Here is a 17549-nt window from a genome sequence, read left to right as displayed (position 1 = left end):
CGTGCGGGTCAGGACGCCTATGTCTCGATGAGAACCTTCAACGCATGGGTCTTGGCCGCGGCGCCGAACGTCTCGTAGGCATCGAGGATCTGATCAAGCCTGAAGCGGTGGGTGATCAGCCGCTTCGGCTCGAGCTTGCGCGACTGCACGGTCTTCAGCAGCATCGGCGTCGTCACCGTATCGACCAGCCGTGTCGTGATCGCGATGTTGCGGTCCCACAGCTTCTCCAGATGCAGATCGGCCTTGACCCCGTGCACGCCGACATTGGCAATCACACCGCCGGGGGCGATGATGTCTTCGCAGGTGACGAACGTCGCGGGCACGCCGACCGCCTCGATCGCCGTGTCGACGCCGCGGCCGTTCGTCAGGGCCATGACCTTGTCGACCGCCTTGCCGTCGGTGTTGTTGATGACGCTGGTGGCGCCGAAGCGGGTGGCGACCTCGAGCCGGTTGTCGTCGAGGTCGATCATGATGATCTCGGCCGGCGAATAGAATTGTGCCGTCAGCAGCGCCGCCAATCCAATCGGACCGGTGCCGACGATCGCCACCGTCGAACCCGGCTCGACCTTGCCGTTGAGCACGCCGCATTCGAAACCGGTCGGGAGGATGTCGCTCAACATCACCAGCGCGTCCTCCTCGGTGCCCGCGGGCACGTGGTAGAGGCTGGTGTCGGCGTGAGGCGTCCGCACATACTCCGCCTGGGTGCCGTCGATCTTGTTGCCGAGGATCCAGCCGCCGTGGCGGCAGTGCGAATACATGCCGCGCCGGCAATAGTCGCACGTTCCACAGGCCGAAATGCAGGAAACGATGACGTGGTCGCCCGGCTTGAACGCGCGCACGGCGCTGCCGACCGCATCGACCACACCGACACCCTCGTGACCGAGAATGCGGCCCGGCGTACATGTCGGCACGTCACCCTTGAGAATATGAAGGTCGGTCCCGCAGATCGTCGTCTTCAGGATTTTGACCACCGCGTCGCCCGGCTCGATGACGGTCGGCTTCGGGCGCTCGTCCAGGGATTTCTTGCCGGGACCATGATAGACCAGGGCTTTCATGACTTACCTCCGCAGGTTTCTGCCCGGAGGATGGATGGCGCAAGAGAGGTCGCGCGCCGTTGAGGCGTATCAATCCTGACCAGAGTCCCTATCACTATCGTGTGTCCCGGGTGGCCAGGGCGAGATGCGGACGGCGGACGCGCGTCGCGCCTCCAATGCAGTCCAGCCCGGCTCAGATCACATGCGCATCGCTCTGGACGCATCGGCGCGGCTCGCGGATAGTCTCCCGGCTTCCTACCATTCCGCGTGAGATTTCATGACCGACAGCCAGCCTTCGTCCGTGTCCTTCGACCTGATCATCCGCGGCGGCACCGTCATCGACGGCACGCGTGCGCCACGCTTCGAGGCTGATATCGGCATCAAGGATGGCCGCATCGTCGCCATCGGCGGGTTTGACGGCCGGAAGGCCACGCGCGTGATCGACGCCACCGGCCTCATCGTTGCGCCGGGCTTCATCGACTCCCACACCCATGACGACAGCGCCGTGCTGGTCGATCCCGACATGACCTGCAAGGTCTCGCAGGGCGTGACCTCCGTCGTGACCGGCAATTGCGGCGTCAGCATCGCGCCGCTGAAGCCAGGCTCGCCGCGGCCGATGCCGCTCGGCTTGCTATCGCCAAGCGAGGGACAGGTGGTCGAGTATGCCGCGTTCGCCGACTACGTCGCCGCGTTGCGCGCGGCGCCGGCTGCGGTCAACGTCGCGCCGATGGTCGGCCACACCGCGCTGCGCGCCTCGGTCGTGAGCGATCTCGGCCGGGCCGCGACGGACGTGGAGATCGCCGAGATGCGCGCGCATGTGCAGGAGGCGCTCGATGCCGGCGCCATCGGGGTTTCGACAGGGACGTTCTATCCGCCGGCGGAGGCGGCGCCGACCGAGGAGATCATCGAGGTCTGCCGTCCGCTCACCGGCAGCGGCGGCGTGTATGCGACGCATATGCGCAACGAGGCGAACGAGGTCATCCAATCGCTGGAGGAAAGCTTCGCCATCGGCAAGGCACTCGACGTCCAGGTCGTGATCTCGCATCACAAGGTGGTGGGCCCTGCCAATTTCGGCCGCACCAGGGAGACGCTGCCGCTGATCACCAAGGCGATGAGCTGCCAGTGCGTCGCGCTCGACTGCTATCCCTACAACGCCTCCTCGACCATGCTGCACACCGACCCGGCCAAGCTGCAGGTCAAGGTCGTCGTCGCGGCCTCCGGACCCCATCCGGAAGTGGCGGGGCGCGATCTCGCCGACATCGCCGCCGATTGGGGCGTCGACCGGCTCGAAGCCGCGAAGCGGCTGCAGCCGGCGTCGGCGATCTACTTCGCGATGGACGAGGCCGACGTGCAGACCATCCTCGCCTTCGAGCCGACCATGATCGGCTCCGACGGCCTGCCGTTCGGCGAGCGTCCGCATCCGCGGCTCTGGGGCACATTCCCGCGTGTGCTCGGCTACTACTGCCGCGAGCTCGAGCTGTTCCCGCTGGAAACTGCGGTGTGGAAGATGAGCGGGCTGACGGCGCAGAATTTCGGCATCAAGGGACGCGGCACGCTCGCGGTCGGCAACCATGCCGACATCACGCTGTTCGATGCGGCCAGCGTGCGCGACGGCGCGACCTATGATGCCCCCTGCGTGCCGGCCGCCGGCATCGAGGCCGTCATCGTCAATGGCGCGCTGACCTGGTGGCAGGGCGCGCATCAGAAGGCGCATGCGGGGCAGGTGATCACCCGCGGTACGCTGCAGTGAGCTACGTGGCCATCGCGCGCGCGAATTCCGGGTAGCATTCCGCGAGCTCGTCGCGGATCCGGCCGCGGATCAGCTCGACCGTGGCGCGATCAGGGCCGGCCGTCGCCGGCACGAGTTCCGGCGCCGCGTATTCGAACCCGGTTCGGTCGCGGACGTCCTCGGCCGTGTAGCCGGGATGCACCGAGCGCAGCCGGAAGCCGCCGCGCTCGCGGTCGAAATCGAACAGCGCCAGGTTGGTCAGCAGCGCATGCGGGCCGCCGCGCCGCTTCACCTCCGGCGTGGTCGCGGCGGCGCTGACGAAGTCCACCTTCGGCACCAGCACGCGCGGCGAATGCTCCTCGCGAAACAGGATCACCCGCGGGATCAGATGATAGAGATAGGCCGAGCCGAACGAGCCCGGCCAGCGCACGTCCATCCGCGGATAGTCGCCGGTGCCGACCAGGTTGATATTCCCGGCACCGTCGATCTGGCCGCCGCCGAGAAAGAACGCGTCGACGCGGCCCTGCGCGGCGCAGTCGAACAGCTCGACGCCGCCATTGGTGAAGAAATTGTGCCGGCTGGAGCCGAGGATCGAGATGCGGACCGGCGGCTTGCCCCTTTGCGCGTTGCGTGCGCGCAGCAGCATCGCGCCGGCCGCCGGGACCGGCGACGAGGCGCCGACGGCGACGTGGCGGACGCCGTCGAGCAGGTCGGCGATGACGGTGATCAGCAGTTCCTTGCGCGCGCGCTCGTCGTGCATGGTCATGCCACCTCCTTGCTGCGGCTCAGGAAGGCGGAAAGATAGGTGCGAAAGCCTTCGTCCGTACGCGCCATCGCGGCGTAGCGCGAAAGCTCCGCGCCATCGGTCTCGTATTCGTCCCACAGCGGCAGCGGCCAGGCGCCGTTCTCGGCGACCGCGATGGCATCGACATAGAGCGCCGGCAGTACGCCGGCGGCCGAGTCTTCGGTCGCCATCAGATCGCGATCGACGATGCGCTCGACGGTGACCAGCGTGCGCTTCGCCGCATAGGCCATGGTCGCCAGCTCACGGTAGCGGCCGATGCGGACGTTGCCGAAGCGGTCCGCCTCGGGCGCGTGGAACAGTGCCACGTCGGGCGTGATCGCCGGCACCACGACGACCTTGCCGGGCTCGCCGATTGGACTGTCGATCACCTTCCAGTCGGGGCGGATCCGCAGCAGGTCACTGCCGATGATGCCGGCGATCGGCATGAACGGCACGCCCTTCTGCCCGGCCAGCAGGCCGGCATGGATCGCAGGGCAGGTGGCATCGCGCAAGGTGATGCTGCCGTCGCGCACGGCCGCGACGAAGCGCGGTGCGCCGCCGGCCTCGCCGAGCGAAACGGCGCTGGTTTCCACCACCGCGGCCACGCCGGCGCCGATCAGCAGATCGGCCTGGAGGCCTGATATCGGCACGCAGACGAGATGCAGTCCGGTGAGGCCGGCCTCGATCATGGCCGCCGTCGCCGCCATCGAGACGCCGGCACGGTCGACCGGGATCGCGATCGATTGCCCCGGTGCGATGGATGCGACGAGCGCCTCCCGGCCGACCATCTCCGTCATCGGCGTATCCTCCCGTTGTTGCTTTGCCGCGCAGTGTAGCGATGCCCTGCGGACCTGTCAGTGCTCGTATGCGATCGTCGAGCCACGGATGATGAGCTCCGGCGCCAGTACGATGTGGTCGGTCGCTGCCTCGCGCCCGGCAAGACGGTCGAGCAGAAGCCGCGCGGCGGCTTCGCCCATGTCGCGCTGGGCGATCCGCACCGTGGTCAGCGGCGGCGCGACCATGTCGACAAATGGCATGTCGTTGTGGCCGACCACGGAGACATCGCCGGGGCAGGCGAGGCCGCGCGCGGCGAGCGCATCATAGACGCCGAGCGCCAGCAGGTCATTGGCGGCGACGATGGCGGTTGGGCGCGTCCGCCGCGCGAGCAGGCGCAGCGCAGCCTCGCGACCCGCCGCCCGCGTATAGGCTTCGACGGCTTCGACCGGCGCATGGCGGGCGGACAGTCCCGCAGCCGCGATGCTGGCCTCGAAGCCGGCGCGGCGGCGCGCGCCGGTCGAGATGTGCTGCGGGCCCGCGACGTGACCGATGCGGCGGTGGCCGAGCGCGACGAGATGCTGGACGGCGAGACGCATGCCGGCGGCATCGTCGCTGGCTGCCGAGGGCAGGAGTCCAGCGGCATCGACGCGATTGACCAGCACCACCGGCAGCGCCGCGTCCAGGCAGTGCTTCACGACATCGTCGCGCAAGCTCACCGTCGCCAGCACCAGACCGTCGACGCCGCGGGCAATCAGCCGGTCGACCAGATCCTGCTCCGAGCCCTTGCTGCCGACGTCGACGACGATCGTCGCATAGCCCTCGGCGTTGAGATGATCGGCGATGCCGGACAGCACGGGCGGGAAGCCGGGATCGGCAATATCGGGCGCGAGCACACCGATCAGGCCGCTGCGCCCGGTGCGCAGGCCCTTGGCGGCCATGTTCAGCCGATAGCCGAGCGCGTTGGCGGCGGCCTGGATCCGCTCCACGACATCGCCCGCCACCAGATGCTTCATGGCCGGGCTGAGCGCGCGCGACACCGTGGAGGGATGCACGTCACAGCGCGCGGCGACATCCTTGATCGTCGGGCGTGAGGACGCCGTTGCGCGCGGGCTCCTTGTCGATGGCGACGTCCGTTTCATCTCCGCTCCCCGATGCCGCAGCGCAGCGATGTTTTGATCGCGCGGTACCTTGACACATTTTGCGTGCGTGCAATAAATCCGGCTCTGCAATCGATTGCAATAGCACAATGGGAAACGCCCACATGACAGCCAGCGCGCTGAAGCCGCATCTGGTCAGCCCGGAGCATCTCGATCCGCATTGGCGCTGGGGGCGGGCGATTCCGTCGCATGGCCATGTCTCGGTGGATTTCGAGCGCCGCGTCGATTTCGACAGGTTGCGGCGCTACCGGCTGGCGCGGGCGCGCGCGGCGCTGAAGGCGTCGGGCTATGGTGCGCTGCTGCTGTTCGACGTCAACAACATTCGCTACGTGTCCGGCACCAAGATCGGCGAATGGGAGCGCGACAAGCTGTGCCGTTTCGCGCTGCTGGCCGGCGACGGCGAGCCGATCGTGTGGGATTTCGGTTCGGCAGCCGTCCACCATCGTCTGTTCTGCGACTGGCTGGCGCCGGAGAACTGCCGCGCCGGCATGCTCGGCATGCGCGGCACCGTTCCGCCGGCGGTCGGACTGATGAAGGCGCATGCCGAGGAGGTGATGAGCCTGTTGCGGTCGGCCGGCGTTGCCGACATGCCGGTCGGCGTCGACCTCGCCGAGACCGCGATGTTCTTCGAGCTGCAGAAGGCCGGCATGAAGGTGGTCGACGGCCAGCAGGTCATGCTGGACGCGCGCGAGATCAAGAACATCGACGAGATCATGCTGTTAAATCAGGCCGCGGCCATGGTCGACGGTGTCTATCATTCGATCTACGAGCACCTGAAGCCGGGCGTGCGTGAGAACGACATCGTCGCGCTCGCCAACAAGATGCTCTACGAGATGGGCTCCGACGACGTCGAGGCGATCAATGCCATCTCCGGTGAGCGCTGCAATCCGCATCCGCACAATTTCACCGACCGCATCCTGCGTCCGGGCGACCAGGCGTTCTTCGACATCCTGCAGTCCTATCAGGGCTATCGAACCTGCTACTACCGCACTTTCAACGTCGGCCGCGCCACGCCGGCGCAGCACGACGCCTACAAGCAGTGCCGCGAATGGCTCGATCATGCGATCGCGCTGATCAAGCCGGGCGTCTCGACGGACACCGTCGCCAAGGTCTGGCCTAAGGCCGAGGAGTTCGGCTTTCCCTCGGAGATGGCGGCCTTCGGCTTGCAGTTCGGCCATGGACTTGGACTTGCGCTGCATGAGCGTCCGATCATCTCCCGGCTGGTCTCGCTGGACAATCCGATGGAGATCAAGACCGGCATGGTGTTCGCGCTCGAGACCTACTGCCCGGCGACCGACGGCTTCTCGGCCGCGCGGATCGAGGAGGAGGTGGTGGTCACCGACAAGGGCTGTCAGGTGATCACGCTGTTTCCCGCCGAGGAATTGCCGATCGCCAACCGCTATTGAGCGAAACACGTCAAAGGGAGTGACGCAAATGGCAGCGACGCATTCGCTCGGCTGGATCGGCATGGGGCGCATGGGCTATCCGATGGCTGAGCGCCTGCTCAAGGCCGGCCACAAGGTGTCGATCTACAATCGCACCCGCGCCAAGGCCGAGCCGCTGGCGGCGAAAGGCGGCGTCATCGTCGATCATCCCCGCGATCTCGCCGCGTGCGACATCGTGTTCACGATGGTGTCGACCGGCAAGGATCTCGAGCAGGTGTATTTCGGCGACCACGGCCTGGTGGCCGCAAGTTCTGGATCGCGTCCCCAGATCCTGGTGGACTGCTCCTCGATCGGTATCGAGCAGTCGGAGGCGATCGCCGCCAAGCTGAATCAGCTCGGTTGCGAGTTCGTTCGCGCGCCGGTGTCCGGCAATGGCAAATGCGTCAAGGCCGGCAAGCTGTCGTCGGTCGTCTCCGGCCCCAAGGCCGCGTTCGATACGATCGAGCCGTATCTCGCCAAGATCGCCGTCTCCGGCGTGTCCTATGTCGGCGAGGGCGAGCTCGCGCGCATCTGCAAGATCGCGCACAACGTGTTCCTCGGCGTCGTGATCCAGAACCTCGCCGAGATCACCATCCTGGCGCAGAAGGCCGGCGTGCCGCGCCATGCCTTTCTCAACTTCATGAATGCCAGCGTGATGGGCTCGACCTTCACGAAGTACAAGAGCAACGCGCTGGTCAATCTCGATTGGACCACGACCTTCACGCCGCCGCTCTTGCGCAAGGATCTCGATCTCGGCCTGTCGGCGGCGCGCCAGCTCGACGTCGCCATGCCGGTGACGGCGGCGACGCGCGAGGCGCTGCAGGCCCATGTCGGCGCCGCCTCGCTGCAATCGGACCCGGCCGCTTATCTGGAGAAGGATTTTGCGGCGCTGCTGGAGACGGTGGCGCTCGCCGCCGGTCTCAAGCTGCAGCCGGAAAACGTGCCGATGCCGACCGGGCTGGAAACCGAGGGCTAAGCAGGCGCAGGGGTCGTGAGGGCCCGCCAGCGCGTGTCGCGCGCCGACGGCCGGCGGTGCAGGCGGGTGTCGAGCACCTCGCGGGCCTGGGTCAGCGCGCCGCTGCGGATCAGGGACAGGATGTAGGTGTCCTCGATCACCTCGCGCTGGGCGTGGCTGCCGCCGATGCGGGCGAGGTCGCCGATGACAGGGGTGAGCTCACGCGCGCAGGCGCGCCAATTCTCTTCGGCGAAGGCGCGCAGCGCCCGCAGCATGTGCGGCACGATGCGGCCCGCCGGCAGCGTGCCTTCGGTCTGCCGCCGCTCGATCGCGGCGAGACGGCCCTTGAGCGCCGCGGTATCATCGGTGGCCGCAGCGATCATCACCAGGTGCATCTCGATGAAGGCGAGCGTCGAGCCGGTGAAACGGGGGCTGGCATAGGCCGCCACCTCGGCCCAAGCGCCACCCGGCACGGTGTAGTTCTCCGCCAGCAGTCGCCACAGCAGCGAGGCGCAGTCCGACAGCGTGTTGAGCGGCGGCGCGGTGTCCATCGTCGGTACCAGCACGTCGGTGTAGACTTTGAGCGCCCCGGCGGCATCGCCGCGGTCCAGGGCGCCGAGCGCCTGGTGCCAGCAGATATGACCGTGCAGCATCCCGGTGCGATCGTAGTCGCCGATCCACCCCTCGACGAGCGCATCGGCCTCGTCCAGCGCACCAGCCTCGAACATCGCATGAAGCAGCGCATGCACGGCATAAGCGTTGTGCCGGCGCAACGCGAAGCTGCGCTCGGTGACGGCGCGTCCCTGCGCGATATCACCGGCCTCGGTGAGCGCCCAGCCGTGGTTCGACAGGAACCACCAGTCCTCGCCATAGGCGGCGGCAAACCGGTCGCACAGCTCGCGTCGGGCGGCGTCGTGATCTCTGCGACCGGAAAAGGCCAGCAGGCCGAAGGCGCCGAGCGGCAGCGCCATGATCATGGCGTCACGCGGCCAGCTTTCCAGATGGGCCAAGGTCGCGTCGAGCGCGTCGGTGCCGCGGCCCTCGATGGCGAGCACCAGGGTCGCGACATGGCTCTGCTCGCGCGGCGTGCCGCGCCTGGCGACGAGGTCGCGGGCGCGCTTGATGGTCTGCAGCGCCGCCTCGCGCTGCATATAGATGGCATGAATGCGCGCGCGGGCGGCGTGCGCCAGCGCGAAATCCGGATCGAGCATGATCGCCCGCTCGAACGCATCTGCCGCGCTGGGCCAGAAGGCGAGCAGCAGGTCGACGCCCTCGCGATAGGCCGCGGCCGCATCAGTGGAGGCGGTCGACAGGGGCAGGCCGTAGCGATCCTCCTCCATCTCAGCCCACCCGCGGCCTGCGGCCCTCGATCGGATAGGCCGGATCGTTGTAGCCGGGCGTCGAAGCGTGACCGGTCACGACCAGCCGGTCGATCAGCGCCTCGTCGTCGGCGGCGAAGGGATAGTCGAGCGCGCGGATGTAGTCGTCCCATTGCGCCTCGGTGCGCGGACCCGCGATCACCGAGCTGATGAAGGCGGAGTTGAGCACCCAGGACACGGCGAACTGCCCCGGCGTGAAGCCCCTCGTCTCGGCGTGGCGCTTGATCTCCTGCGCCAGCTTCAGCGATTCGGGCCGCCACTCGGTCAGCATCATCCTGGTGTCGTTGCGGCCGGCGCGGGTCTCCTTGTCCGGCGGCGCATCGGGGCTGTACTTGCCGGTGAGCACGCCGCGCGCCAGCGGGCTGTAAGGCACGACGCCGAGGCCGTAATAGCCGCAGGCCGGCAAGTGCTCGACCTCGGGCATCCGGTTCATCGCGTTGTAGTAGGGCTGGCTGACGACAGGACGGTCAATGCCCATGCCGTCGCAGAGATTGCAGATCTCGGCGAGCCGCCAGGCGCGGTAGTTGGAGACGCCGAAATACCGGATCTTGCCGGCGCGCATGAGGTCGCCAACGGCGCGCACGGTCTCCTCCAGCGGCGTCGCGTGGTCCTCCTTGTGCAAATAGTAGATGTCGATATGCCCGGTGCCGAGCCGCCGCAGGCTTTCGTCCGCGGCCTGCATTACCCAGCGCCGCGACAGGCCGGCGCGGTTCGGATCGTCGCCCATCGGGTTGGCGAGCTTGGTGGCGACGATCCAGCGGTCGCGCTCGCGCGCGATGGTGCGGCCGACCACCTCTTCCGAGACGCCCTTGTTGTAGGCATCGGCGGTGTCGATGAAGTTGACGCCGGCGTCGCGCGCCTTGGCGATGATGCGGGCGGATGCCGGCTCGTCGGTGGGACCGCCGAACATCATCGTGCCCAGGCAGATCGGCGACACTTTCAGGCCGGAACGGCCGAGCTGGCGATATTGCATTCTTGCCTCATTTCCAAACCATCACCGCCCGCGGACGGAGTGGATACGATAGCTCTCTCTGCGCGTCATTGCGAGCCACCGGGTCCGCGCGGATGCGCGGCCCGATGACAGGCTCCGCGAAGCAATCCAGAGCCGGGGCGGGACTCTGGATTGCTTCCGCCTTCGCCCGATCGGCTTCGGCGGACGCGTCGTCGCTGCGCTCCTCGCAATGACGGCGGAGAGAGTAGGGCTCTCACTCGCTTTTCAGGATCTTGAACACGCCCGACGCCATCGCGATCACGCGATGGCCGGCCATGACCTCCGTGGTGATGAACACCAGGCTGCGGGTGATCCGCACCACATGCGGCCGCGACACCAGGGTTTCGCCGATCTTGCCGGACTCGACGAAATGGGTGTCGAACTGGATCGTCGCCATGTGCTCCTTGCCGGCGGCGTGGCGGGCGGTCATGCCGCAACTGCGGTCGGCGAGCGTCATGATCACGCCGCCCTGGACCAGGCCGCGGCGGTTGTGATGCTTGTCCTCGGTGACGATGGCGTATTCATGGGCGCCGTCGACGACGCGCTGCCACAGCGGGCCGATCAGGTGCAGGAAGCCGGAGGTGTCGACGATCTCCCAGCCGTCGGACGTCATCCTGGCCGCGGCTGATTTCGTCATCGCTGAAGACCTTTCCTGTCGCGCCTGAAATCCGGCCCGCAGATCGTTTCATCCGTCGCTGGACTGGTGTAGTCAAGCTGCATGCCCATGCCGTTCGACGATGCCACGAGGCGGAAAATCGCAGGCTGCTGTGCCGGTTTCGTGCGGCTGGAGGCGACTGCGGCCGCGGCCTCGCTGAAGCGCGCGGCGGTGGTGATCGCGCTGGCGCCCCACCACGAGACCGGCAACACGGCGCTGCTGCTGACGCTGCGTGCTGCAGGGCTGCGCAGCCATGGCGGGCAATGGGCGCTGCCGGGCGGACGCTGCGACGCCGGCGAAACGACGGTCGAGGCCGCCCTGCGCGAGCTCGCGGAAGAGCTCGGGCTGATCCTGGCCCCGGATGCGGTGCTTGGCCAGCTCGACGACTACCCGACACGGTCGGGCTATCTGATCACCCCCGTCGTCGTATGGGCGGCCAATGGCCGCACGCTGCGGCCGAATCCGGACGAGGTCGCCTCGGTGCACCGGATCGGCCTCGACGCGATCACGGCGGATGACGCGTTCGATTTCACCGCGATCCCCGAGAGCACGCGGCGTGTCATCCGGTTTCACGCCCGCGAGGGGCTCATTCATGCACCCACCGCGGCGCTGATCTATCAGTTCCGCGAGGTCCTGTCCGGACGCCACACCCGGGTGCATGAGCTGGAACAGCCGGTGTTTGCCTGGAAGTAGCCGCCGTTTCGGCTACAAGGGCGGCATGCTTCATCAGCCGATTCGCACGCTTGTCCTGATTGTTGCCTGCGCCGTGTCCGGCGCGCCGCCTCTGCTGGCCGCGGAACCCGGCTCATCGGTCGCCCCCCGCGAAGCTTTGGCGCAGATGGCATCGCCCGCCGCGATTGCGGAGTATCGGCGCAAGCTCGCCGAATATCAGCAGGCGCGTGCGGAGTTCGACCAGGAGGCCGGCGCCTATTGGAAGGCGATCGCCGACAAGCGCCGTGCGCGCAATGCCAAGCGCCGCGATCGTCAGCCGATCGGGCTCGACGACTATGTGCTGGAGCAGCCGCCGGTCTACACCGGGCCGAAGCGGCCGGTGAATCCCGAGCCGGAACCTGAGGGCGAGCCGCGCGAGCGCAAATACATCCCGGTGGTCGCCGACCTCGTGAAGGCGGCACAGGAGCATTTCCAATGGTCGCCGCAGCGCCCCGCCAGCGACATCGATTTCAAGCGCGCCTATGCGCGCTTCGCCGCGGCGTCGGGACTGACTCGCGAGCAGGCGGTGCGCGTCTATGCCTTCGAGACCGGCGGCAACGGCAAGCACGATTCGCAATCGGGCTTCAAGGGCAACCGCGCGATCTCGACGGCGATCGGCTACAATCAGCTCTTGACCACCAACAGCGTCGAGCTGCTGGCCGAGCAGGGCCCGCTGTTCATCCGCCTGCTCGGCGAACGCGTGGCGCGGACGTCCGGGCCGGCACGCGGCGCGATGGAGCACAAGCTCGCGGTCCTGAAGAAGATGGTCGCAATCGCGCGCTCCGTACCGGACGACTGGTCGGCGCATGAGAAGATCGGCAACACGCCGCAGGGCTGGGCCATGCACGCGATGGTGCTCGACATCGACGTCGGGCCGATGCTGCAGACGCACAAGCTCCTGACGTCGGTGCTGTTCGCACGCGCCAAGGGCTACACGAGGCCGCTTTCGGCCGCCGAGCTCGAAATGATGAATCTCACCGGCGACGGCACGGGCTTCGACATGGTGACGATGCCGCTCGAGATGCGCGATCAGGTTCCGACCGCCAACTTCTTCCAGCGCGGCGGCTATGAGCGCAATCCGGTCGCCGTTCGCCACAACACCGTGGCGAAGCTGCTTGCGGTGACGGATTCCAGGATGGACTCGCTCAGCAGCCTGCCCGGCGCCAAGGAGCTGGCGGCCGCGTTCTGAGGCTGCGCGCGCTCGCCTCTACTCATCCGCGCCGAACGAGAAGCTGCCGTCGCCGTCGAGATAGGGGGCGGTCCGCATGTAGAGCTGACCGTTCTGGCCGACGAAGAACAGCGTGCCCTTCGGCACCTTCTTGGCACCCTTGAGCAGCATGTCGGCGTTCTTGGTGCCCATCTTGTAGGCGAGCGTCTTGCCGTCCTTGCCATAGGCGTAACCCATGTCGGGCTTCAGCTCCCACGGCTCCGGCGGTGCGGCGCAGCTCACGCTGGTCAGTGCGCCGAGCGCCCCCAGGGCGATCAGGGCTTTCAGAAACGGGCTCTTCATGTCCTCCTCCAATCGATGTCGTCTCGAACAAATCGCGAACGCGTTGGCATCATCGTGGCCCCGTCGCAGCGCGGTGATCGTTGGCGGATTTTCCATTCGCCGATCTCGCGATTATCCTGCAGCGTGGTTTAGAAACATAGGCCAAGAAAACACTTTGGGGATGATTCGGATGAGCCTCGTCACGAAGATCGGTTGGGTTGCGGCGTTGTCGCTGGTGACGTTGGCATCCGCCCGGGCCGACGACTTCAAGCTGTCCAACAACCAGCGCATCGCCTGCAGCCGCGGTCTCTCCGCCGGCAAGCTCAATACGGCCGTTTGCAAGTCCTACGCCTACCTCTTCAACGTGAAGACCTCGGAATATTTCCGCTGCCAGGTCTCACTGTCGCTGACCCGGGACAACAAGGAGGTCATCAACGTCCAGACCGACGGCGGCTGCACCAGGAAGCCGCGCGTGTTCGACACCGATTCCAAATACGAGTTCGATGCCACCGAGACCGAGCCGGCGAACACCAACTCCTTCTTCGGCAATGGCGGCTATTCGATCTGGGTGGCGGATACGACCCAGCAGAAAGTGCGCGGCTGCATGACGATCTCGTCCGGGCTCGGCTCGGACATCTCCAAGTGCGTCGACATGACGTTCCAATGAGCGGCGGCCTTGCGAGGGAGGCAGCCCGCCGCTCTGGGCTGCACCTGCGGTTCAAGCTGGTGCTACTGTCAATGTAAGATTGAACGCGGGGGCGCATCGGTCCCGGCCTCGTGCCGTGAGAGCGGGAGAGGCTGGTGCGCCAGTCTTTCGGATGGGTTGACCCCGCGCCCGCAGCCGTCCAATTTGCGGCAAAATCAATGGGAGGATCCATGCGTTTCTCGAAAATCTCTGGCACTGCAACCGGTTTCATTCTGGCGGCCGCCTGCATGCTCGCGGCGCCGGCGGCGCAGGCACAGAGCTTCATCAACGTGCTCACCGGCGGCACGTCGGGCGTCTACTATCCACTCGGCGTCGCCATCGGGAAGATCTACGGCGACAAGATCCCCAATGTGAAAACCCAGGTGCAGGCGACCAAGGCCTCGGTCGAGAACCTGATCCTGCTGCAGCAGGGACGCGGCGAGCTCGCCTTCGCGCTCGGCGACTCCCTTAAGGCCGCCTGGAACGGCGAGGAGGAGGCCGGTTTCAAGACCAAGCTGGACAAGCTGCGCACCATCGGCGCGATCTATCCGAACTACATCCAGATCGTCGCGACGGCCGAATCCGGCATCAAGACGCTGGCGGACCTCAAGGGCAAGAGCCTGTCGGTCGGCGCGCCGAAGTCCGGCACCGAGCTCAACTCGCGCGCGATCCTCGCCGCTGCCGGCATGAGCTACAAGGATCTCGGCAAGGTGGAGTATCTGCCCTTCGCTGAATCCGTCGACCTGATGAAGAACCGGCAGCTCGGCGCCACCTTGCAGTCGGCTGGCCTCGGCGTCGCATCGTTGAAGGATCTGTCGACCTCGTCGCCGATCACCGTGGTGTCGGTGCCGAAGGAGGTCGTCGACAAGATCGGGCCCCCGTTCGTCGCGGCGACCATCCCGGCCAACACCTATACCGGCCAGGACAAGGACGTGCCGACCGCGGCCGTGATCAACTATCTCGTCACCAGCTCGGCGGTATCAGACGATCTCGCCTATCAGATGACCAAGCTGATCTTCGAGTCGCTGCCGGAGCTCGCCAATGCGCACGCCGCCGGCAAGGAGATCAAGCTGGAGACGGCGGCGCAGGACAGCCCGGTGCCGCTGCACCCGGGCGCGATCCGCTACTACAAGGAAAAGGGCATCCTGAAATAAGGACGCTGCTCGCCCGGCGTGCCTTGCAGGCCGGGTCATTCGCAACCGGCTGCGCGGGAAACCTTCCGCGCAGTCTTGTCGTTCAGGTGATTGCGGCCATGGTCAGCAGCGCCTGATGGGCGCGTTGGGGGGATCATGACGATCGAAGCCGTGAACATGGAAACGCCGGTCAAGGTCGAGTTCGACAATTTCGAGCACGGCTTTCCGGAGGGCTTCGGTCCCGGCCGCTGGGGCTATCTGGCATACGGCATCGGTCTCGCGTTCGCGCTGTTCCAGCTTTATGTCGCCGCCTTCAACTATCTGCCGAGCCAGGTCGTGCGCGGCGTCCATGTCGGCTTCCTGCTGCTGCTCACCTTCGGCCTGATCGGCAACTTCACCGCCAGGACCGATGCGGGGCGCATCGCCGGCTGGACCATCGGCGCCATCGGCTTCCTCTGCGGCCTCTATCAGTGGATCTTCTACGCCGACCTGATCGCGCGTGACGGCGATCCGACCCGCGTCGATCTCGTGGTCGGAACCCTGCTGGCGGTCCTGATCTTCGAGGGCACGCGCCGGCTGATGGGACTCGCGCTGCCGCTGATGTGCGGCGCCTGCCTGTTGTACTGGTTCTTCGGCCAGTATCTGCCGGCGCCGCTCAACCATCGCGGCTATGATTTCGATCAGATCGTGACGCATCTGTCGTTTGGCACCGAGGGCTTCTACGGCGTGCCGATCTACGTCTCGGCGACCTACATCTTCCTGTTCATCCTGTTCGGCTCGTTCCTCGAGCATGCCGGCATGATCCAGCTGTTCACCGACGTCTCGCTCGGCCTGTTCGGTCGCACCCGCGGCGGTCCGGCCAAGGTCGCGGTGTTCGCCTCCGGCATGATGGGCACGATCTCGGGCTCGGGCGTCGCCAATGTCGTCACCGTCGGCCAGTTCACGATTCCGCTGATGATCCGGTTCGGCTACCGCCGCGCCTTTGCGGCCGGCGTCGAGGCCACCGCGTCGATGGGCGGCCAGATCATGCCGCCCGTGATGGGCGCGGTCGCCTTCATCATGGCCGAGACGCTGGGCGTCGACTACTCGGTGATCGTCAAGGCCGCCGTGATCCCGGCGATCCTGTATTTCGCCTCGGCGTTCTGGATGGTGCACCTGGAGGCCGGCAAGCACGGCCTGACCGGCATGAAGACGTCGGAGATCCCGAGCGCCTGGAAGGCGCTGGTGGCGCGCTGGTATCTCGTGCTGCCGCTCGCCGCGCTGGTCTACATGCTGTTCGAGGGCTTCACGCCGCTGTATGCGGGCTCGATGGGACTCGCGCTGACGGTGGCGCTGATCCTGGGCACCTCGATCACCATGGGCTTCTCCAACCAGGTGCTGCGCTACGTATTCTGGATCGGGCTCGCGCTCGTCGTCGGCGCGCTGTCGCGCAACGGCCTGCAGATCATACCCGTCGCCTCCGTCGTCGTCGCGCTCATCGTCATCACCGGCTTCGTGCGCGGCGGCATGGGCACCTTGCACGCCTGCCGCGATTCTCTGGCGGAAAGTGCGAAGTCGGCGCTGACCGTCGGCATGGCCTGCGCCATCGTCGGCGTCATCATCGGCATGATGACCCAGACCGGCGTCGGCTCGATCTTCGGCAGCTGGGTGATCGGCCTCGGCAAGACCAGCCTGTTCGCGGCGCTGATCATGACCATGCTGCTGTCGATCCTGCTCGGCACCGGCATCCCGACCATCCCGACCTACATCATCACCGCAGCGCTCGCAGCCCCCGCGCTCGCCAAGCTGGGCGTGCCGCTGATCGCGAGCCACATGTTCGCGTTCTACTACGGCATCATGGCCGATCTTTCACCACCGGTCGCGCTGGCCGCGCTGGCCGCCGCCCCGATCGCCAAGGAGAATCCCGACAAGATCGGGTGGGAGGCGATGCGGATCGCGCTCGCCGGCTATGTCATTCCGTTTCTGTTTGTCTACTCGCCCGCGCTGATGCTGCAGCCAGGCGACCCGATGGAGGCGCAACTCGGCTTCATCGGCGCGGTCGCCTATGCCTCCGTCAAGGCGCTGATCTCGATCGGCTTGTTCGGCATGGTGGCGATCGGCTTCCTGTACGTGCGCATGACCCTGGTCGAGCGCCTGCTGGCGTTTGTCGCGTCGGTCTGCCTGCTTGGCGAATTTCCCTACAGCGACATGCTGGGATTTGCACTGGCGGTGGTGATCGTGGCGTGGCAGTGGCGGCAGCGGCCGCCGGCTGCCGTGGCGGCCTCCGCTTGAGCCTCTGCCTCGCGTCATCGGGTGTGGTGAAGGCGCTGGCCCTCGCCGGCTTCACCTTGGCCTGGACCCACTCGGTCGAGAAGACCGCGTGGCAGGAGGACTGGCGCGTCACGCCTGACGGTCTCGAACTGGTGCAGGCCCGCGTCAAGGGCTCCGGCGCCGGCATGGAGCCGCCGCCGGAGGCACGGCTGGTCGATGGCTGGTTCCAATGGCAGGCCCAGCGGGGTCCGCTGTCGCGGATCGTGCTCGCCAATTCCGGCGCGGCCGGCGAGTGGCGCATCTGCGCGGACGGGCAATGCCGGACGCTGTCGGACATCTTCGGCCATGACATCGGCGCCGCGACGATCACGATGAGCGCCTGTACCGAATAACGAA

General features: G+C 66.8%; 17 protein-coding genes. 9 read left to right on the top strand and 8 right to left on the bottom strand.

Annotated features, from left to right (window positions below):
• Positions 1-17: 17 nt before the first annotated feature.
• The gene (locus ACQR2C_RS18180; protein WP_316181071.1) at positions 18-1055 is read right to left on the bottom strand and encodes a zinc-dependent alcohol dehydrogenase family protein; all 1038 of its coding nucleotides are present in this window, start codon (positions 1053-1055) and stop codon (positions 18-20) included.
• A 256-nt stretch (positions 1056-1311) separates the two neighbouring features.
• On the opposite strand from ACQR2C_RS18180, the gene ACQR2C_RS18175 reads away from it, so the two are divergent.
• On the top strand, positions 1312-2784 hold the full coding sequence (locus ACQR2C_RS18175) for an N-acyl-D-amino-acid deacylase family protein (protein ID WP_434881772.1): 1473 nt from the start codon (positions 1312-1314) through the stop codon (positions 2782-2784).
• A 1-nt stretch (position 2785) separates the two neighbouring features.
• On the opposite strand, the gene ACQR2C_RS18170 is transcribed toward ACQR2C_RS18175, so the two are convergent.
• The 3 genes from ACQR2C_RS18170 to ACQR2C_RS18160 are packed head-to-tail and all read right to left on the bottom strand — an operon-like array spanning position 2786 to position 5463.
• Complete coding sequence (locus ACQR2C_RS18170; protein WP_434881771.1) at positions 2786-3529, bottom strand: CoA-transferase; 744 nt, start codon at positions 3527-3529, stop codon at positions 2786-2788.
• Positions 3526-4344: a CoA transferase subunit A gene (locus ACQR2C_RS18165; RefSeq protein ID WP_434881770.1), complete on the bottom strand. Its 819-nt coding sequence runs from the start codon at positions 4342-4344 to the stop codon at positions 3526-3528. Before ACQR2C_RS18165 ends, ACQR2C_RS18170 begins: the two co-directional genes overlap by 4 nt.
• A gap of 57 nt (positions 4345-4401) precedes the next feature.
• Complete coding sequence (locus tag ACQR2C_RS18160; RefSeq protein WP_434881769.1) at positions 4402-5463, bottom strand: LacI family DNA-binding transcriptional regulator; 1062 nt, start codon at positions 5461-5463, stop codon at positions 4402-4404.
• 122 nt (positions 5464-5585) lie between these two features.
• On the opposite strand from ACQR2C_RS18160, the gene ACQR2C_RS18155 reads away from it, so the two are divergent.
• Both ACQR2C_RS18155 and ACQR2C_RS18150 read left to right on the top strand, forming a co-directional pair.
• Positions 5586-6887 (top strand): M24 family metallopeptidase, encoded by a 1302-nt coding sequence (locus tag ACQR2C_RS18155; protein WP_315826546.1) that lies wholly within the window; start codon positions 5586-5588, stop codon positions 6885-6887.
• 28 nt (positions 6888-6915) lie between these two features.
• Positions 6916-7881 (top strand): NAD(P)-dependent oxidoreductase, encoded by a 966-nt coding sequence (locus ACQR2C_RS18150; RefSeq protein ID WP_434881768.1) that lies wholly within the window; start codon positions 6916-6918, stop codon positions 7879-7881.
• Here the strand turns inward: ACQR2C_RS18150 and ACQR2C_RS18145 are convergent.
• From ACQR2C_RS18145 to ACQR2C_RS18135, 3 genes are all read right to left on the bottom strand, one after another.
• Positions 7878-9200: a tetratricopeptide repeat protein gene (locus ACQR2C_RS18145; RefSeq protein WP_316237191.1), complete on the bottom strand. Its 1323-nt coding sequence runs from the start codon at positions 9198-9200 to the stop codon at positions 7878-7880. The genes ACQR2C_RS18150 and ACQR2C_RS18145 overlap by 4 nt on opposite strands.
• A gap of 1 nt (position 9201) precedes the next feature.
• Positions 9202-10212: an aldo/keto reductase gene (locus ACQR2C_RS18140; protein ID WP_434881767.1), complete on the bottom strand. Its 1011-nt coding sequence runs from the start codon at positions 10210-10212 to the stop codon at positions 9202-9204.
• Positions 10213-10444: 232 nt separating this feature from the next.
• Positions 10445-10867, bottom strand: a complete 423-nt coding sequence (locus tag ACQR2C_RS18135; protein WP_434881766.1) for a PaaI family thioesterase — start codon at positions 10865-10867, stop codon at positions 10445-10447.
• Positions 10868-10948: 81 nt separating this feature from the next.
• Between ACQR2C_RS18135 and ACQR2C_RS18130 the strand changes: the two genes are divergently transcribed.
• Both ACQR2C_RS18130 and ACQR2C_RS18125 read left to right on the top strand, forming a co-directional pair.
• Positions 10949-11578, top strand: a complete 630-nt coding sequence (locus ACQR2C_RS18130; protein WP_434881765.1) for an NUDIX hydrolase — start codon at positions 10949-10951, stop codon at positions 11576-11578.
• A 25-nt stretch (positions 11579-11603) separates the two neighbouring features.
• A complete protein-coding gene (locus ACQR2C_RS18125) occupies positions 11604-12785 on the top strand; it encodes a hypothetical protein (protein WP_434881764.1) in 1182 nt (393 codons plus the stop codon).
• Positions 12786-12803: 18 nt separating this feature from the next.
• Here the strand turns inward: ACQR2C_RS18125 and ACQR2C_RS18120 are convergent, their stop codons facing one another.
• On the bottom strand, positions 12804-13106 hold the full coding sequence (locus ACQR2C_RS18120) for a hypothetical protein (protein ID WP_315804632.1): 303 nt from the start codon (positions 13104-13106) through the stop codon (positions 12804-12806).
• Positions 13107-13275: 169 nt separating this feature from the next.
• Between ACQR2C_RS18120 and ACQR2C_RS18115 the strand changes: the two genes are divergently transcribed.
• The 4 genes from ACQR2C_RS18115 (at position 13276) to ACQR2C_RS18100 (ending at position 17545) form a co-directional block, all read left to right on the top strand.
• Positions 13276-13752: a hypothetical protein gene (locus ACQR2C_RS18115; RefSeq protein WP_315804631.1), complete on the top strand. Its 477-nt coding sequence runs from the start codon at positions 13276-13278 to the stop codon at positions 13750-13752.
• 209 nt (positions 13753-13961) lie between these two features.
• The gene (locus ACQR2C_RS18110) at positions 13962-14924 is read left to right on the top strand and encodes a TAXI family TRAP transporter solute-binding subunit (protein WP_315804630.1); all 963 of its coding nucleotides are present in this window, start codon (positions 13962-13964) and stop codon (positions 14922-14924) included.
• A 156-nt stretch (positions 14925-15080) separates the two neighbouring features.
• Positions 15081-17174: a TRAP transporter permease gene (locus ACQR2C_RS18105; RefSeq protein ID WP_434838204.1), complete on the top strand. Its 2094-nt coding sequence runs from the start codon at positions 15081-15083 to the stop codon at positions 17172-17174.
• Positions 17171-17545 (top strand): DUF1850 domain-containing protein, encoded by a 375-nt coding sequence (locus ACQR2C_RS18100; protein WP_315804629.1) that lies wholly within the window; start codon positions 17171-17173, stop codon positions 17543-17545. Before ACQR2C_RS18105 ends, ACQR2C_RS18100 begins: the two co-directional genes overlap by 4 nt.
• The last annotated feature ends 4 nt before the right edge of the window (positions 17546-17549 follow it).

Origin of the sequence: Bradyrhizobium sp. HKCCYLRH3061 (genome assembly GCF_051168015.1) — a bacterium.
GTDB lineage: Bacteria > Pseudomonadota > Alphaproteobacteria > Rhizobiales > Xanthobacteraceae > Bradyrhizobium.
This window is presented reverse-complemented; position numbering and strand designations above follow the sequence as displayed.

What these genes read in the sequence shown, in the direction of transcription:
- ACQR2C_RS18170 (WP_434881771.1), bottom strand. Translation starts at nt 3,529, where the DNA reads ATGACCATGCACGACGAGCGCGCGCGCAAGGAACTGCTGATCACCGTC.
- ACQR2C_RS18155 (WP_315826546.1), top strand. Translation starts at nt 5,586, where the DNA reads ATGACAGCCAGCGCGCTGAAGCCGCATCTGGTCAGCCCGGAGCATCTC.
- ACQR2C_RS18120 (WP_315804632.1), bottom strand. Translation starts at nt 13,106, where the DNA reads ATGAAGAGCCCGTTTCTGAAAGCCCTGATCGCCCTGGGGGCGCTCGGC.
- ACQR2C_RS18145 (WP_316237191.1), bottom strand. Translation starts at nt 9,200, where the DNA reads ATGGAGGAGGATCGCTACGGCCTGCCCCTGTCGACCGCCTCCACTGAT.
- ACQR2C_RS18125 (WP_434881764.1), top strand. Translation starts at nt 11,604, where the DNA reads ATGCTTCATCAGCCGATTCGCACGCTTGTCCTGATTGTTGCCTGCGCC.
- ACQR2C_RS18175 (WP_434881772.1), top strand. Translation starts at nt 1,312, where the DNA reads ATGACCGACAGCCAGCCTTCGTCCGTGTCCTTCGACCTGATCATCCGC.
- ACQR2C_RS18110 (WP_315804630.1), top strand. Translation starts at nt 13,962, where the DNA reads ATGCGTTTCTCGAAAATCTCTGGCACTGCAACCGGTTTCATTCTGGCG.
- ACQR2C_RS18140 (WP_434881767.1), bottom strand. Translation starts at nt 10,212, where the DNA reads ATGCAATATCGCCAGCTCGGCCGTTCCGGCCTGAAAGTGTCGCCGATC.
- ACQR2C_RS18180 (WP_316181071.1), bottom strand. Translation starts at nt 1,055, where the DNA reads ATGAAAGCCCTGGTCTATCATGGTCCCGGCAAGAAATCCCTGGACGAG.
- ACQR2C_RS18135 (WP_434881766.1), bottom strand. Translation starts at nt 10,867, where the DNA reads ATGACGAAATCAGCCGCGGCCAGGATGACGTCCGACGGCTGGGAGATC.
- ACQR2C_RS18115 (WP_315804631.1), top strand. Translation starts at nt 13,276, where the DNA reads ATGAGCCTCGTCACGAAGATCGGTTGGGTTGCGGCGTTGTCGCTGGTG.
- ACQR2C_RS18105 (WP_434838204.1), top strand. Translation starts at nt 15,081, where the DNA reads ATGGAAACGCCGGTCAAGGTCGAGTTCGACAATTTCGAGCACGGCTTT.
- ACQR2C_RS18165 (WP_434881770.1), bottom strand. Translation starts at nt 4,344, where the DNA reads ATGACGGAGATGGTCGGCCGGGAGGCGCTCGTCGCATCCATCGCACCG.
- ACQR2C_RS18130 (WP_434881765.1), top strand. Translation starts at nt 10,949, where the DNA reads ATGCCCATGCCGTTCGACGATGCCACGAGGCGGAAAATCGCAGGCTGC.
- ACQR2C_RS18160 (WP_434881769.1), bottom strand. Translation starts at nt 5,463, where the DNA reads ATGAAACGGACGTCGCCATCGACAAGGAGCCCGCGCGCAACGGCGTCC.
- ACQR2C_RS18150 (WP_434881768.1), top strand. Translation starts at nt 6,916, where the DNA reads ATGGCAGCGACGCATTCGCTCGGCTGGATCGGCATGGGGCGCATGGGC.